The organism is Aquitalea aquatilis, assembly GCF_005155025.1.
Classification (GTDB): domain Bacteria; phylum Pseudomonadota; class Gammaproteobacteria; order Burkholderiales; family Chromobacteriaceae; genus Aquitalea; species Aquitalea aquatilis.
This window is the reverse complement of the sequence record NZ_CP039731.1, coordinates 1,711,945-1,727,967: the sequence shown is the minus strand read 5'-3', so window position 1 is coordinate 1,727,967 and position 16,023 is coordinate 1,711,945. Positions and strand designations below refer to the sequence as shown.

The window sequence follows — 16,023 nt, the reverse complement described above, 5'->3', positions numbered from 1 at the left end:
ACCCCGCCATTCCATGAAAAAAGCCCGCATCTGCGGGCTTTGGTCTTGCTACAGCAATAGCGGGATTACTGTGCCTTGACGGCTTCGATGCTCACTTTCAGGGTGACATCGTCGGCAATCGCCGGCAGGAAAGTCTTCATGCCGAAATCGCTGCGCTTGATGGTGGTTTCGGCGTTGGCACCGTAGGTTTCCTGGCCGCTCATCGGGTTCTTGCCGCCACCGAAGTTGGTCACGGTCAGGGTAACCGGCTTGGTCACGCCCAGAATGGTCAGGTTGCCGTTAACAGCAGCCAGCTTGTCACCAGCAAACTTCAGATCGGTCGACTTGAAGGTGATGGTGGGGAACTGGGCCACATTGAAGAAATCCTTGCTCTTCAGGTGGGTATCACGCGCAGCCAGGTAAGTTTGCAGCGAGTTGGTATCGATGGTGATGTCTACGGCACCCTTCTTGGCCTCGGTATCCAGCACCACATTACCGGCGGTCTTGGTGAATACACCGGTTTGTACCGAGAAACCAAGGTGACGCACTTCGTACTGGGCCACGGTGTGTGTCGGGTCCACGCTATAGCTCACCGGGGCAGCCAGGGCGGCACCAGCAAAGGCCGAAAACGCAACAGCGAACAAGGCTTTCTTCATCATGACTTAACTCTCCTGAGTGTTATTTGCCGGCCGGAATGGCCACTTTGAACTTGATCTGTACTTCATCGGCCACGGTGCCGGTATCGGCCCAGTCGCCCTCACCAATCTTGTAAGCCAGCCGCGATACCGGCAGCACGCCTTCCACCACGGTCAAGGCACCTTCCTGACGGGCCACGAAGGGAGCCGTTACATCACGGGTATTGCCCTTGATGGTCAGCTTGCCAGCCACCTGCAATTTGCCACCACCCAGGTTCTTGATGCTGCTGCTGACAAAGCGGGCCGACGGGAATTTAGCCACATTGAACCAGTCTGCCTTCTTGGCCTCGCCCACTGCTTCGGCGGTCGGCAGGCTGATGCTGGCGGTGTCGATGCTGATGTCGGCCTTGCCGGTTTCTGGTTTCTTCAGGTCCAGCACCACGGTGCCGCTGAATTTCTTGAAGCTGCCGGTCACCGGCACATTCAGCTGCTTCATGCTGAAGTTGATCTGGCTCTTGCCTGTGTCCAGCGGCGCGGCCTGCAACAGCGGGGCGACCAGCAGCAATGCAGCAGGAATCAGTCTCAGTTGTTTCATGCTCGTTCTCACTTCAGGTAAGGGTTTATTGACGCGGGCTGTGCAGGCTCATGCGATACAGCATGCCGTCCTTGTCGATGACATGGTGCTTGATGGCGGCCAGCACATGGCCTGCCACACAGGCGGCCATGATCCAGTTCAGGGTTTCATGCACAGTCTTCAGGGTGGCCGCCAACTGTTCGTTTTGGGCGATCAGATCAGGCAGTTGCACCAGTTTGAACAGCACCACCGGGAAACCATAGGCTGAACTCATCAGCCAGCCAGTCAGCGGCACAGCGAACATCAACAGGTACAGTGCCAGGTGGCCACCATGTGCCAGCAGACGCTCCAGACCATTCATGTGTGCCGGCAAGGCTGGCGGGCGCTTCAGCAGACGCACCAGCAAGCGCACGGCGACCAGCGCCAGAATGGTGATGCCTGCCCACTTATGCCAGGCGATGTATTTGAATTTGGCTGGCGACAATGGCATGTCGGATACCAGCAGGCCAACAATAAAGGTAACGACAATCAGCCCGGCAATCAGCCAGTGCAATGCGATGGCCGGTGAGGAATAACGCTCACTCGATTTCATGTTTTTTTTGCTCCAGTACCTGGTTAAATGCAGAACGCAGCTGAGCCAGCCGACGGCACAATTCGTCCATGTCCGCCGGTTCCAGCAGGTCGAAGGCGGTTTTCATATAGGCGATGTGCGCCGGAAACACGTGCTGGAACAAAGCCTCGCCTTGCGGGGTCAATGCCACCATGACGCTGCGGCGATCCTGTTCCTGCGCGCAGCGACTGACGACGCCTTTTTCAATCAGGCGGTCGATCACCCCGGTCAGCGTTCCCTTGGTGATCAGCGTTTTTTCCGACAGTTCCTTGCAGCTCATGCCCGGCGTATTGCCCAGTGTCGCCACCACATCAAATTGTGGCGGCGTGAGATCCATCTGGCGGATATGAAAAGCCGACAATTGTTCAAACGCCTGGAATGTCCGCGCGAGTTCCCGGATAAGCGACAGAGACGGCTCCTTTTTTGCATGACTCATAGCGTCATCAACCTTTTGTTCTAATCAGTATAGTTCATACTAGAACTAATTTGCAATCAATGTTAAGAAAAATCCACGTCTTTCACAGACATAACCGTAGCAGAATGCCGACAAATCAGGACAAAGAGCAGTGGACCACGACAAACGACAATAATTCCTAACGCCTTTTACCCAGCAAGGTTTGGCGCTATTCTGCTCAATATCAACCATCACGGCAGCCCCGTGGTGACTTAACCTGGTCGCACCATCATGAATATCCTGCAGGACCGCTTCGGACGCAGCATTGAATATCTCCGCCTGTCGGTAACGGATCGTTGCGACCTGCGCTGCAGCTACTGCATTCCCAAAGGCTTCAAGGACTTCGAAGAACCGGAAAACTGGCTCACCTTCGACGAAATCGAACGCGTGGTGGCGGCCTTTGCCAGCCTGGGTACGCGCCGGGTCAGACTGACAGGCGGCGAACCTTTGCTGCGGCGCAACCTGCCGCAACTGGCGGGCCGGCTGGCAGCCCTGCCCGGCCTGCAAGACCTGTCGCTCACCACCAACGCCACCCAGCTGGCGCGTCATGCCGACGCGCTGTACCGCGCCGGTGTCAAGCGTGTCAATGTCAGCCTGGATTCGCTACGGCGCGAATGCGTCAACACCATCACCGGCCGCGACAGCCTGCCGCAAGTCATGGCCGGCCTGGAGGCAGCCCGCGCCGCCGGCCTGTCACCCATCAAGATCAATATGGTGGCCATGAAGGATGTCAACGAGGCGGACATCGAAGCCATGGTCGGTTTCTGCATCGCCAACGGTTTTGTGCTGCGACTGATCGAAGCCATGCCGATGGGCGACAGCGGCCGCAATACCGCCTATCTCGATTTGCAGCCGGTACTGGAACAATTGCGCCTGCGTTTTGGTCTGTTTCCACAGAACAGTGAAATGGGCGGTGGTCCGGCACGTTACTGGCGCAGCGTCGATGGGGCATTCACGCTGGGAGTGATCACTCCGATTTCCCAGCATTTCTGTGCCACTTGCAACCGCGTCCGCCTGTCGGTCGACGGCACGCTGTATATGTGCCTGGGGCAGGAGGAAAGTTTCGAATTGCGGCCATTACTGCGCGCCGGCATCAGCGATGAAGGCTTGCGCGCTGCCATCCGCCAGGCCATCGAGCTGAAGCCGGAACGGCACGAATTTCGCGAAAATCCGGGCAAACTCATCCGTATCATGTCGATGACTGGCGGTTAATGCGCCCAAAAGCAGCTAGTTTGTGCCGGCCATAGCCTGCAACAGCCCGCTTTCGTTATACTATTGGCAAATTATTCGCCTTAACGCGGACGGCCTAATGAGCGAATTGCAGATTGGTGTACTGATATTGGGCGTTGCAGTCATCGCCCTGGTGTTCGGATTCAATGTTTTTCAGGAGTGGCGCTTTCGCAAGAAAACCAGCCAGGCTTTCGCGCGCCCTCATGACGACGTCCTGCTGAACGTCCCGAAAAACAATGTCCGGGATGGCGTACGTGCCGACCGCATGGAACCGGTGCTGGTCGACAGCGCCCACTTGCCGGCCGGTTACGACGACGAACCGTTCGAACCGGAAATCCCGGAAGACACTTCCCTCACCCTGCCGCCAGCGGTAGAACGCCCGGCACCGATACCGGAGCCGATGCCGCAACGCGAAGACGACGAGTCCGGCCAGTTTGAATCGGCCGATCATCAGGCGCTGGTCGCCGCCCTGCTCGACCCCTCGCTTGACTTCATCGCCGAGGTCGTTTTCCACGAACCGCACGAGCTGGCAGCCATGCCGCGCTTCAATGTCGGCAAGCGCACCCACATCATCGGCCGCACCGAAAAAGGCTTGTGGAAACCGGCCGAAGCCGTGCCCGGCACCCGCTACAAGCAAATCAACATCGGCATGCAGATGGTGGATCGCAGCGGCTCGGTTACCGAACCGGAACTGGCTGGCTTCTGCCAGCAGGTATCGCGCTTCGCCGAAGAACACGATGCCGCAGTCAGCTTTCCGCAACGCCAGCAAAAACTGGTGGCCGCACGCGAACTGGATCGCTTTTGCGCCGATGTCGACGTGCTGATCGGCATCAATGTCGTCCCGCGCGAAGCCGTGGAAGGCACCCGCCTGCGCAGCTTTGTCGAGGCCGGTGGCCTGCAGCTGGAGCCGGACGGTGCCTTCCATTACCTGGCCGACTCTGGCAACACCTTGTATTCGCTGATGGCAGCCGACCAGATGCCGTTTACCTTCCACACCCTGCTGGACAAGTCCTTCCCGGCGCTGACGCTGCTGTTTGATGTGCCGCGCGTGGCCGGTGGTGTGGAAGTATTCGACCGCGCCGTGCTGTTTGCCAAACAGCTGGCCGCCGAATTCGACGCGCAACTGGTGGATGACAACCGCCGCGTCTTGTCCGATGTCGGACTGTCGCGTATCCGCGACCAACTGGTGCATATTTACAGCAGCATGGACGATCGCGGCATTGCACCAGGCAGTGTCGCCGCACTCAGGCTGTTCGCCTGAATCCACAGCGCGCAGGCCGGCACATGCCGGCCTTTTTCCGTTTTGAGACTATCCGATGACCACCAACGACCTCGCCGCCCGCGCCCATGCCCTGCGCCAGCAGCTGACCCGCTATGGCCATGAATACTATGTGCTGGATGCCCCCAGCGTGCCGGATGCCGAGTACGACCGGCTGTTCCGTGAACTGCAAACGCTGGAAAATGCTCATCCAGAACTGAAAACAGCTGATTCCCCCACCCTGCGGGTAGGCGGCACACCGCTGCCGGAATTCAGCCAGATCACCCACAGTGTGCCCATGCTGTCGCTGGGCAATGCTTTTTCCGACATGCAACGGGACGACTTTGCCCAGCGCCACGCCGAACTAGTGCAATTTGACGAACGCATCCGGCGCGAACTGGCCGAATCCCCGATCCGCTACGCCACCGAGCCCAAATTTGATGGCCTGGCCATCAGCCTGCTTTATCGTGCAGGCGTACTGGTACAGGCCGCCACCCGTGGCGATGGCATCACCGGCGAGAACGTCACCGAAAATATTCGCACCATCCACGCCATTCCACTCAAGCTGGAGCGGGAGCAGCCACCCGCGCTGCTGGAGGTGCGTGGCGAAGTGCTGATGCTCAAGCGCGACTTCGAACGCCTGAATGCCGAACAGCAGCAACGCGGTGACAAGCCCTTCGCCAACCCGCGCAATGCCGCCGCCGGCAGCCTGCGCCAGCTGGATTCGCGCATTACCGCGCAACGGCGGCTGTCTTTTTACGCCTATGCCATCGCCCAAGTGGAAGGTGCCGACTGGCCACTCAGCCATGCTGGTGAAATGGACTGGCTGCAGCAACTGGGTTTTCCAGTCGTCGAAGCCAGCCTGCGCCCGGTCGTCAGCGGCGCGGATGGTCTGGCGGCCTATTACGAAAACGTGCTGCAACGACGCGCCACCCTGCCCTTTGAAATTGACGGCGTGGTGTACAAGGTGAACAGTCGTGCCCAACAAGAAGAACTGGGCTTCGTCTCGCGCGCACCGCGCTGGGCCATCGCCCACAAATTCCCCGCCGAAGAGGCACTGACGCTGGTAGAAGCCATCGAAGCACAAGTGGGCCGCACCGGTGCCATTACCCCGGTGGCCCGCTTGCAGCCGGTATTCGTTGGCGGTGTTACCGTCACCAATGCCACCTTGCACAATGAAGACGAAGTGCTGCGCAAGGATGTACGCGTCGGCGACACGGTGATCGTGCGTCGCGCCGGCGATGTGATTCCGGAAGTGGTCTCCGTGGTGCTGGAGCGCCGACCGTTGCGACCGGCCGCTGGCGGTGATTTGTTCATCCAGGGTGAGGAAGCACAATATCCGCCCTATCGCCTGCCCAGCCACTGCCCGGTGTGCGGCAGCCATGTGGTACGCGAAGAAGGCGAAGCCATTGCCCGCTGCTCCGGTGGACTCAGCTGCAAGGCGCAGCGCAGCCAGGCCATCCAGCACTTTGCCGGGCGGCGCATGATGGACATCGACGGCCTGGGTGAACGCTATATCGACAAGCTGGTGGAATATGGCTATGTCCACGGCGTGGCCGATCTGTATCAACTGACGCTGGACGATTTGCTGGAGATGAAGCGCCGCGCCGACGAAGATGAAGGCGTGACGCCGGAAACCGTCAAAGCCGGCAAGGTCGCCAGCAAATGGGCAGAAAATCTGTTGCAGGCCATCGCAGCCAGCCGCCAGCCACCCCTGGCCCGCCTGCTGTTTGCGCTGGGCATCCGCCATGTCGGCGAATCCACCGCCAAGACCCTGGCCGACTGGCTGGGCTCGCTGGCACTGATCCGTCGTGCCCCAGCGGCCTTGTTTGCCGCCCTGCCGGATATTGGCGGCGTGGTAGCCCAGTCGCTGGCCGACTTCTTTGCCGAAGAGAATAACGAAGCAGCACTGGACGCGCTATTGCACTATGTCGCTCCGGCCGACGAGCATGCGCCTTCAGCCAAGCTGGCCGAGCGGCTGGAGCCAGCAGTCCTGCTGGCGCGACTGAACATTCCGCGCCTGACCGAGGTGCGCAGCCAGCAGCTGGCGACACAAATCAGCGGGCTGGAGCAACTGGCCCGCATGGAGCGCCGCCAGCTATTGCTGCTGCAACTGCCAGCCGAGGTCATCAATGCGCTGGCCGACTGGCTGGACGAAGCGGCCAATCGTAGCGCCTTGCAACAGCTGGCTGACTTGCGCACAGAAATCCTGCACAGCCTGCCACAAGACACGGGGAACACCCACCCGCTGTTTGATGGCAAAACCTTTGTACTGACTGGCACCCTACCCACACTGTCGCGGGATCAGGCCAAGGCACTGATTGAAGCAGCCGGTGGCAAAGTGGCTGGCAGCGTGTCGAAAAAAACCCACTTTGTCGTGGCCGGTGCCGACGCCGGCAGCAAGCTGGCCAAGGCCCAGGAACTGGCCGTAGCCGTGCTGGATGAAGCCGCCCTGCAAGCCATGCTGCAAGCGGCAGCCAGTTGAAAGGACGAGCATGACCGAAAGCGCTTTCGAACGGGGCAACCGTCTGGCAGCCGCCGGAGACCAGCAGCAGGCCATCGCCGCCTTCAGCGAATGCCTGCGCCGCAATGCCCAGGACTGGCAGGCCCTGTTCAACCGTGGCACGGCGCAGATGCGGCTGAAGCAATATCCGCTGGCACTGGAAGACTATCTGGCTGCCGCCGCGCTTAATCCTTCCTCCAGCAATATCAAATGCAATCTGGCCGTGCTGCTCAAGGAGCTGGGCGAATTGGCGCTGGCAGAAAACCTGCTGCTGGAAGTGCTACAGGCGGAACCCGAGCATGTCGATGCCTGGAGCAATCTGGGAGTGGTGCTGCAATATGCCCTGCGCTATGACGATGCGGCTATCTGCCACCAGAATGCACTGCAACTGGCGGGTGCCAGTGCGGGACGGCTGAACAACCTGGGCAATGCGCTGACCTGCGCGCTACGACTGGACGAGGCGGTCAGCGCCTACCAGCAAGGCATGGCATTACAGGCCGACGATGCCTTCCTCGCCTTCAACCTGTCGGTGGCCCTGCTGCTGCAGGGCCGTTACCGCGAAGCTTGGCCGCTGTACGAACAACGCTGGGGCACCATCATGCAGCCGCGCTATCGTGAAAAGGCCTGGCAAGGGCAGCCGCTGGGCCAGCAAAGCCTGCTGATCTGGGCCGAACAAGGCTTGGGCGACACCCTGCAGATGGTGCGTTTCCTGCCCAAACTGCAGCGCCGCCATCCCGCTGCCCGGCTAATCCTGGCCTGCCAGAATGCCTGCCTGCGGCTGTTTGCCCAATTACACAATATCGAACTGGTGCCGCTGGAGGACACACCTCCGCCGCATGACTGGCAACTGCCGCTGATGTCGCTGCCGCTGCAACTGGATGTCACATTGGCAAACTTGTCTGATCAGCCCTATTTGCAAGCCGATCCGGCACTGGCTACAAGCTGGGATGCCAGACTACCGCCACGCCAGCCTGGCCGGCTACGCATTGGCATTGTCTGGGAAACCGGCAGCTGGGGGGTTGGCATTGCCGACCATGGCCGGCAGAACAAATCCGTGCCGCTGACTGACTTTATGCCTCTGCTGGACGACATGACCGCTGACTTTGTCTCGCTACAACTGGGCGAGCTGCCTGCCGCGTTGCAAGACCGGGTATTTGCCCCACAGATTGGCGACTTTGCCGATACCGCTGCCATCATCAGTCAGCTGGATCTGGTGATCAGTGTGGACACCTCGGTCGTCCATCTGGCGGGGGCACTGGGCAAGCCGGTATGGGTATTGATGCGGGCGGAAAGTGCCCCCTTCTTCATGGCCCAGGGTGAAACTTCACCCTGGTATGCCAGCATGCGTATCTGGCGGCAGGCCACCCCTGGTGACTGGCCGCCCCTGATCGCCAGCGTGGCAAAAACGCTGCGGCAATGGCCGCGGGATTGAGTTGTTGTTTGGTGCGGCGCGCAAGACAGGATAGAATGCGCGCCAGTCAGAAATATTTTCAATTGAAGACTTCTACGACGATGAAGAAAATCAGCAAGGCGGTATTCCCGGTAGCCGGTCTCGGTACGCGTTTTTTGCCCGCCACCAAGGCCAGCCCGAAAGAAATGCTGCCGGTAGTGGACAAACCCCTTATCCAGTACGCGGTAGAAGAGGCCATTGCCGCCGGCATCACCGAGCTGATTTTCATTACCGGCCGTAACAAGCGCTCCATCGAAGACCACTTCGACAAGGCCTACGAGCTGGAAACCGAGCTGGAAAACAAGAACAAGCAGAAGCTGCTGGACACCGTGCGCGGCATCATCCCGCCCTCGGTCAGCTGCATCTATATCCGCCAGACCGAAGCACTGGGCCTGGGCCATGCCGTGCTGTGCGCACGCCCGGTAGTGGGCAATGAGCCTTTTGCCGTCATCCTGGCCGACGACCTGATCGATGGTGAGCCAGGTGCGATGGAGCAGATGGTCAGCCTGTTCGATACCACGCACAGCTCGATTCTGGGGGTGGAAACCGTGGCCCGCGAGGAAACCGGTTCCTACGGCATTGTCGAAACCGGCAGTAATGCCCAGGGACAGCAGCAGGTCTTGAGCATCGTGGAAAAGCCGCACCCGGATGTGGCACCGTCCAATCTGGCCGTGGTAGGGCGTTACATTCTCACCCCGCGCATTTTCGACAAGCTGCTGAACACCCCCCCCGGAGCGGGCGGTGAAATCCAGCTGACCGACGGCATTGCCGCCCTGCTGAAAGAAGAGGCGGTACTGGCCTTGCCATTCAAGGGAACCCGCTACGATTGCGGCTCGAAACTGGGCTATCTTAAAGCTACCGTCAGCTATGGTTTGAAGCACCACGAAGTGGCCAAGGAATTTTCTCAGTATCTGCAAGACCTGCGGAACTGATCTGCTAATTTTCCATTACGCCGCTCTGTAGACGGAGCGGCGTTTGTATTTTTTCAAGGAGTCAACATGCCCAACATTGCCGAAGCTCGCGGTCTGATCAATAGCTCGGACATTCTGTTCACCGCAGAAGAGGTGAGCACTGCCGTCGATCGCATGGCAGTGGAAATCACCGAAAAACTGGGTGAAACCTATCCGCTGGTCCTGTCCGTGATGGGTGGTGCCGTGGTGTTTACCGGCCAGTTGCTGCCGCGCCTGAATTTCCCGCTGGATTTCGACTACGTGCATGTATCGCGCTATGGCGACAAGACCCACGGCGGCGAACTGGTATGGAAACAGGCCCCCAAGGAAGATGTACGCGATCGCGTGGTACTGGTGCTGGATGACATCCTGGACGAAGGTCATACCATGGCGGCCATCCGCGACAAGGTGATGGGTATGGGTGCCAAGGAATTCTACAGCGGCGTGTTTGCCAACAAGCTGATCTCCAAGGAAAAACCGATCGCTTGTGACTTTGTTGGTCTGGATGTACCGGACCGCTATGTCTTTGGCTACGGCATGGACGTACGCGGTGCCTGGCGCAATCTGCCGGCCATTCACGCACTGAAGTAAGCCGCCAACGGCTGGCAAGCAAAACAAACCGCGAGCGGGTCTGCCCCTCGCGGTTTTTTCATGGACCGACCTCCACCCAGACTAGCGGGCTGTCGCCTGCAGCAGCTCAGGCAGGATGGTCTGCACCCAGCGCCGTTGCCCATCGTAAGCATGGGCCAGTTGCAATACTTCGATATCTGCCCGTGGGCGACCAATGATTTGCACACCCATCGGCAAGCCGTTGCTGCCCAAGCCAACCGGCACGTTCATCACGGGCAAGCCGGCCATGGTCGGCCCGATGACCACCTCCATCCAGCGGTGGTAGCTGCTCATGACGCGGCCACCCACCATGCGTGGCCAGTGCTGTTCCAGCGCAAACGGATAAACCTGGGCGCTGGGCAATAACAGAAAATCAAACTGCTCAAACAACTGCAATACGGCACGATACCAGTCACTGCGTATGCGCGAAGCGCGGTACACATCCAGCGCGGTCAGTTGCAAACCACCCTCGATCTCCCATTGCAATTCGGGTTTGAGCTGCTGGCGACGCTGCGGGTCTTGATAATCCGCCAGCAGACTACCCGCCATCAGCCAGTGGCGATGGACTTCCCAGCTTTCCCATAGCAGCGACGGATCAAAATTCACCGTGCAAGCCTCAAGCTGGCAGCCCAGAGCGGCAAAGTCGGGCAAGGCTTGCTCACACTGCTGCAACACCCCCTGCTCCATCGGCAAGTAGCCATTCCAGTCACCCAACCAGCCCAGCCGCCAGCCACTGACATCCTGTTGCAGCGACTGCTCCAGCCCGGCGATGGCACCATGCGCCAGCGGCGCTCTGACATCCGCACCAGCCTGAGTACGCAGCAATGCCAAAATATCCGGCACAGTACGCCCCATCGGCCCTTCGGTCGCCAGTTGCTGCAAGAACAGCTCCGGGCTTGGCCCCAGCGGCACTGTTCCCCAGCTGGGGCGAAAGCCGAATACATTATTGAAAGCCGCCGGATTACGCAGCGAACCCATCATGTCGCTGCCATCGGCCACCGGTAGCATGCGCAGGGCCAGGGCTACGGCGGCACCGCCCGAGCTGCCACCAGCACACAGCTCTGGCTGATAGGCATTGGCGGTGGCGCCGAAGACCGCGTTATAGGTATGTGAACCGGCACCGAATTCCGGGGTATTGCTTTTACCAATGAAGATGGCCCCCGCTTCCCGCATGCGCTCCACCATGATGCCGTCACTGGCTGGCTGATGCTGGCGGTACAGGCTTGAGCCCATGGTCGTCGGGATGCCGCGCGTGGCAGAGAGATCCTTGATCGCCTGTGGCATGCCATGCAGCCAGCCACGGGATTCTCCACGAGCCAGCTCGGTATCGCATTGCGCGGCCTGCTGCAGCAGTGAGGCCTCATCCTGCAGCGACACCAGCGCATTCACCTGCTGGTTGACCCGGTCGATATGCTGCAGATAGCTGCGCATCACTTCGACACAAGACAGCTGCCGCTGGTGGATCGCCTGCGACAGGGGAAGCGCATCCAGCGCCACGATGGGATCAAGAGCTGAAATAGGCTGAGTCATAGTGATTTCCCGGATGCAGCATTGGAAGTGGCCAGCGAGGCCGGCACGATTTCAGTCGTCGCCGGGCGGCCACGAGGCAGAAAATAACAGGCAATCACGCCCAGTGCGGTAGAGAGCAAAAGATAGTAAACCGGCGCAATCGGCGAGCCCGTGCTACCGGCCAGCCAGGTGACGATGAAGGGGGCGAAACCGCCGAAAATCATGACGGCCAGATTGTAGCCAATGGAAACGCCGGTAGAGCGCACCCGTACCGGGAACAGCTCAGATACCGCTGTTGGTGCTGGTCCGAAAGCCAGCCCCAGCAGCGTGCAGAACAATAGCTGCACCACCAGCAGCCGGCCCATGCTCGGCGCGTCGGCCAGCCAGGCAAAGCCGGGATAGACCATGAGCAAGAAAATGAAATAGGGCCATAACAGCAAGGGGCGTCGGCCTATCCGGTCGGACCAGGCCCCGGAAAAGGGAATCAGGATGGTCATCCAGGCCACGGCCAGCATCTGGATGGCAAAGGCCTGATCCAGCGGCAAGCCAAACTGGCGATGCACATAGCCCGGCATATTCACCAGCAGGACATAAAACCCTGCCGTACCGGGAATGGTCAGGCCGATGGTCAGCAGAATATTGCGCCGGTTCTGTTGCAGTTGCCCACCCAGACCGGGCGCAGTCGCCTGCGGCTGGCTGGCTTCGAGGAAGGCCTCGGTTTCGTCCATGTGGCGGCGCACCCACCAACCTACCGGGGCAATCAACAAACCGATCAGAAACGGAAGCCGCCAGCCCCAGCTCTCCAGCTGGCCCTGATCCAGATTATGTGTAATCAGCGCGCCCATGCCGGCACCGCCCAGAATGGCCAGCATCTGTCCCACCAACTGCCAGGAACCGTACAGGCCGCGCTGATCAGCGGGTGCCGCTTCCACCAGAAAGGCCGTGGCACTGGCATATTCGCCACCGGTTGCAAAACCTTGCAGCAGCCGCGCCAGCACGATCAGCAACGGGGCTGCCATGCCGATGGCCGCATAGGGTGGCGCGCAGGCAATCAGCAAGGACACCAGGGCCATGATGGCCATGATCAACTGCATGGCCGCCTTGCGGCCCTTACGGTCGGCATAGATGCCCAGCAGCACACCACCCACAGGCCGCATGAAGAAGCCGACCCCAAAAGTGGCTGTCGCCATCAGCAAAGAAATGAATTCATTGCCGTCGGCCGGGAAAAACAGCTTGGAAATAATGCTGGTCATGAAGCCGTAGACGATGAAGTCGTACCACTCCAGCGTATTGCCCACGACCGCCGCAATAATCTGCCGCCGCCGGGAAATCGATTTGTCAGGCGTCATGCCTTGCCACCTCTAGCTGCCAGATAGGATTAGCCCAATCGTGTCGCTGGCAGCACACCGGGCCTGCCATGCGGACGAAACAGAGGTGCAAGGTAGGTCGGCTACCATGCTGGCAGCTACTGTCCGCTTTGGCAGCACACTGGCATAGAGATCAGCCCGACCCAGAACACAGCAAATTGGCCTGCAGCAAATAAGGAATGAGTAAAGCGGAAAGCCAGACAATTGAACACTAGGCTGCCATGGCTATGGCCACGTCAGTTCTGGATCAGTCGACTGATGGATGATCGGCGGATTTGCTGATAAGCAAGTTTGCGCTGCAAAAACACCGAATCGTTAGCGCCGATTCAGGGATTGGCGAAGCTGACCTTATTTTTGGCCCGCTCTCGAAAAGCCAGATACATGGGGAATGACACCGCCAAGCCAATCGAAAAACAGAGAAATATATAAGCCCATGGCCACTTAAGCTGTGATTGACGTGAATCGCTGATTACCCAAGCGGAAAATGCAATGGCTGACAGATAGACATCAATGGTGATAGCTGTTGTGAGCGGATTGGCAAAGGCGGCAACAAAGAACTCGGCAGGCCCCAGACCACCACCCTGCATCAGGTACTGCAGGTTGTAGTACCAAGTAATTACGAAACCAATGATGGCTAGAGCAAAGAATGCCAAGGCAGTATGGTCTTTCTTCAAGCTCATTAATCACCTCCTGTAGGGGATATGCGAATGTCTAGTCTAGAGCGGACAGTGCACTGAGATTTACCAGTTCAGTGAACTACAGGCCTCATGAGGCATCTGGACGAAAGCCAAACTGGCGAGCAAGGTAAAGAGAAGAGGACCGTAGCGCTACTGTCTATTCAGGCTACATACCCACATATTGTGGCTGGAACCCATAAGTCACATGGCATAAAAAGCCACGACAACGCCTCTCTTACAAAACTAGAGCAAAAACATATCTGGTGATATGAACTTCAAAACGAACATCGAAACAGGATTGCGCCATGCTCCTAGCTGCATTCTGCGCTATCCGGTTATCGACAAAACCGATATCAATCTTGTGGGCCGCGAGAGGCGTGCTTGCGCTTTTCCTTTTCGCTCATCATGGCTTCGCGGGCAGCAGCTTTCTGTGCGGCCAGCTCCTTGGCACGCTTTTCCCACACGATCCATTCCTGCGGACGCTCCAGGGTAATACGGCCGGTATTGCCATCGCGAAAATCGGTGAGCACGATTTCAGCAGCTTTCTGGATATTGACGCGACCACCACCGAGCATGGCACCACGCTTGCGGCCTATCATTTCCAACACCTGCCAGTCTTGCAGGCCGTCCACCTCGTCCAGGCGATAGCGGGCAGTCAGCTGTGGCACGTAGTGTTGCAGCAGGTATTTGAGCAGCTCCAGCGAGACTTCTTCCTCGTCCATGGCATTGCGACCGACGGCACCGCTGGCGGCCAGATTATAGCCACCCTCTTCCACTTCGATCTTGGGCCACAGCATGCCGGGCGTATCGTAAAGCTCAACATCATCGTCCAGGATGATGCGCTGCTCGTTCTTGGTTACCCCTGGCATATTGCCGGTCTTGGCGATCTTGCGGCTGCTCATGCTGTTGATCAGCGTGGATTTGCCCACGTTGGGAATACCACAGATCAGCACGCGCAACGGCTTGTCCAGGCCGCCGCGATTGGGGGCCAGTTCGCGGCAGGCTGCCACCAGCTTTTGCGATGGCGCGCGCTCTCCGGCATCCAGGCCAATGGCCTGGGTCTGCTTTTTGGCGCGATACCAGTCCAGCCACTGCGTGGTGATGGCCGGATCAGCCAGATCCTGCTTGTTGAGTATCATCAGGCGCGGCTTGCCTTTGGCCATGCGCGCCAGCATCGGATTGGCGCTGGACGCCGGCAAGCGCGCATCCAGCATTTCGATGACCACATCGATGTCTTTCAGGCGCTCCATGACATCTTTGCGCGCCTTGTTCATGTGGCCGGGAAACCATTGAATTGCCATGCTTTTAACGCTTTCTTAACGGGTCCAGTAAATAACTCAGTCCATTGTGGTCGATCTCCTGCATCAATTGCAGCAGGCGGCCAATCTCGCTCTTGGGAAAACCCTCGCGGGCAAACCAGTTGAGATAGTTGCCGGGCAAGTCGCAAAGCAGGGTGCCCTGGTGTTTGCCAAAAGGCATGGTCGTGCTGACCAGCCGTTGCAGATCTTCTTGTTGCATGATTTCACATCGGACTGAAGGTTGCGCATTGTGCCAAAGCCGGAGCCATTACGCCACAGCCTTGTTTTGTCGGGGTTTTGTTCTGCTATGGTAGAACTTGACCTACGACAAGTGACGTTGTCATTTTGCTATCGGCCAAGCGCACCGGCAGCTAGCATGGTGGCGCTTCGTCTGGGGTGACAATCCGCCTTGCGCACCAGCCAGACCTAGTCAGTTTAGTGATAGCGACGCAGGCCCTGCAGCACAAAAACCGTGTCAGCACACGGTTTTTCATTGGGACGGATTACGTTCCGGCAACCGGCTCAGGGCCTCTTGGGGCAGCCGGCAACGGTTGCCCGTCTTTTTATCCAGCCTTACAGCGGCAGCGGCTTGCCGTCATTGAAAGCCAGAAAACCACGCAGCACGCGGTACAGGCACCACAGCCAGGTCAGGCCCAGAATGGCAAAACCGACCAATATCCATACCAGCGCATAGCCCAGCACCGTGCCGAGCAGCCCCAGCCAGAAGGTCTTGATCTGCCAGCGGAAGTGGCTTTCATACCAGCTACCACGGCTATCATCCAGCTTGAGATAGTTGATGATCACGCCGACCAGCATGGGTACGCCGGTAAACAGGCTCAAGCCCTGCAGGATATACACCACCAGGGTCAGATTATTCAGTTTGCGCTCATCATCACGCGTTTGCAGTTGCATAACATTCC

The 16,023-nt window shown here is 58.9% G+C and carries 16 protein-coding genes; 6 read left to right on the top strand and 10 right to left on the bottom strand.

Annotated features, from left to right (window positions below):
• Positions 1-65: 65 nt before the first annotated feature.
• From FAZ30_RS08045 to FAZ30_RS08030, 4 genes are read right to left on the bottom strand one after another with little or no spacing between them, the layout of a single operon-like run.
• Positions 66-638 carry a YceI family protein gene (locus FAZ30_RS08045; protein WP_124644412.1) on the bottom strand — a complete coding sequence of 191 codons (573 nt, stop codon included), beginning with the start codon at positions 636-638 and terminating at the stop codon, positions 66-68.
• Between the two features lie 19 nt (positions 639-657).
• Positions 658-1,209 carry a YceI family protein gene (locus tag FAZ30_RS08040; protein ID WP_233578531.1) on the bottom strand — a complete coding sequence of 184 codons (552 nt, stop codon included), beginning with the start codon at positions 1,207-1,209 and terminating at the stop codon, positions 658-660.
• A 25-nt stretch (positions 1,210-1,234) separates the two neighbouring features.
• Positions 1,235-1,780, bottom strand: coding sequence for a cytochrome b (locus FAZ30_RS08035; protein WP_124644413.1), 546 nt, complete (start codon positions 1,778-1,780; stop codon positions 1,235-1,237).
• Positions 1,767-2,159, bottom strand: coding sequence for a MarR family winged helix-turn-helix transcriptional regulator (locus tag FAZ30_RS08030; protein WP_233578534.1), 393 nt, complete (start codon positions 2,157-2,159; stop codon positions 1,767-1,769). Before FAZ30_RS08030 ends, FAZ30_RS08035 begins: the two co-directional genes overlap by 14 nt.
• A 330-nt stretch (positions 2,160-2,489) precedes the next feature.
• On the opposite strand from FAZ30_RS08030, the gene moaA reads away from it, so the two are divergent.
• The 6 genes from moaA (at position 2,490) to FAZ30_RS08000 (ending at position 10,234) form a co-directional block, all read left to right on the top strand.
• Positions 2,490-3,464 carry a GTP 3',8-cyclase MoaA gene (gene moaA / locus FAZ30_RS08025; protein ID WP_124644442.1) on the top strand — a complete coding sequence of 325 codons (975 nt, stop codon included), beginning with the start codon at positions 2,490-2,492 and terminating at the stop codon, positions 3,462-3,464.
• A 97-nt stretch (positions 3,465-3,561) separates the two neighbouring features.
• Positions 3,562-4,743 (top strand): cell division protein ZipA C-terminal FtsZ-binding domain-containing protein, encoded by a 1,182-nt coding sequence (locus FAZ30_RS08020; protein ID WP_124644415.1) that lies wholly within the window; start codon positions 3,562-3,564, stop codon positions 4,741-4,743.
• A 55-nt stretch (positions 4,744-4,798) separates the two neighbouring features.
• Positions 4,799-7,225 carry an NAD-dependent DNA ligase LigA gene (gene ligA, locus FAZ30_RS08015; protein ID WP_124644416.1) on the top strand — a complete coding sequence of 809 codons (2,427 nt, stop codon included), beginning with the start codon at positions 4,799-4,801 and terminating at the stop codon, positions 7,223-7,225.
• Between the two features lie 10 nt (positions 7,226-7,235).
• A complete protein-coding gene (locus tag FAZ30_RS08010) occupies positions 7,236-8,675 on the top strand; it encodes a tetratricopeptide repeat protein (RefSeq protein ID WP_124644417.1) in 1,440 nt (479 codons plus the stop codon).
• A gap of 80 nt (positions 8,676-8,755) precedes the next feature.
• Positions 8,756-9,625: a UTP--glucose-1-phosphate uridylyltransferase GalU gene (galU, locus tag FAZ30_RS08005; RefSeq protein ID WP_124644418.1), complete on the top strand. Its 870-nt coding sequence runs from the start codon at positions 8,756-8,758 to the stop codon at positions 9,623-9,625.
• Between the two features lie 66 nt (positions 9,626-9,691).
• Positions 9,692-10,234: a hypoxanthine-guanine phosphoribosyltransferase gene (locus FAZ30_RS08000; protein WP_124644419.1), complete on the top strand. Its 543-nt coding sequence runs from the start codon at positions 9,692-9,694 to the stop codon at positions 10,232-10,234.
• Between the two features lie 81 nt (positions 10,235-10,315).
• Here FAZ30_RS08000 and FAZ30_RS07995 read toward each other — a convergent pair whose 3' ends face one another.
• From FAZ30_RS07995 to FAZ30_RS07970, 6 genes are all read right to left on the bottom strand, one after another.
• Positions 10,316-11,782, bottom strand: a complete 1,467-nt coding sequence (locus FAZ30_RS07995) for an amidase (RefSeq protein WP_137009225.1) — start codon at positions 11,780-11,782, stop codon at positions 10,316-10,318.
• Positions 11,779-13,110 (bottom strand): MFS transporter, encoded by a 1,332-nt coding sequence (locus tag FAZ30_RS07990; RefSeq protein ID WP_124644421.1) that lies wholly within the window; start codon positions 13,108-13,110, stop codon positions 11,779-11,781. Before FAZ30_RS07990 ends, FAZ30_RS07995 begins: the two co-directional genes overlap by 4 nt.
• A 344-nt stretch (positions 13,111-13,454) precedes the next feature.
• A complete protein-coding gene (locus tag FAZ30_RS07985) occupies positions 13,455-13,808 on the bottom strand; it encodes a DUF2834 domain-containing protein (RefSeq protein WP_124644422.1) in 354 nt (117 codons plus the stop codon).
• Between the two features lie 350 nt (positions 13,809-14,158).
• Positions 14,159-15,106 (bottom strand): ribosome biogenesis GTPase YlqF, encoded by a 948-nt coding sequence (gene ylqF / locus FAZ30_RS07980; RefSeq protein WP_124644423.1) that lies wholly within the window; start codon positions 15,104-15,106, stop codon positions 14,159-14,161.
• A gap of 4 nt (positions 15,107-15,110) precedes the next feature.
• Positions 15,111-15,323, bottom strand: coding sequence for a DUF3820 family protein (locus tag FAZ30_RS07975; protein WP_059285267.1), 213 nt, complete (start codon positions 15,321-15,323; stop codon positions 15,111-15,113).
• Between the two features lie 353 nt (positions 15,324-15,676).
• Positions 15,677-16,015, bottom strand: coding sequence for a DUF4870 family protein (locus FAZ30_RS07970; RefSeq protein WP_124644424.1), 339 nt, complete (start codon positions 16,013-16,015; stop codon positions 15,677-15,679).
• Positions 16,016-16,023: the final 8 nt, after the last annotated feature.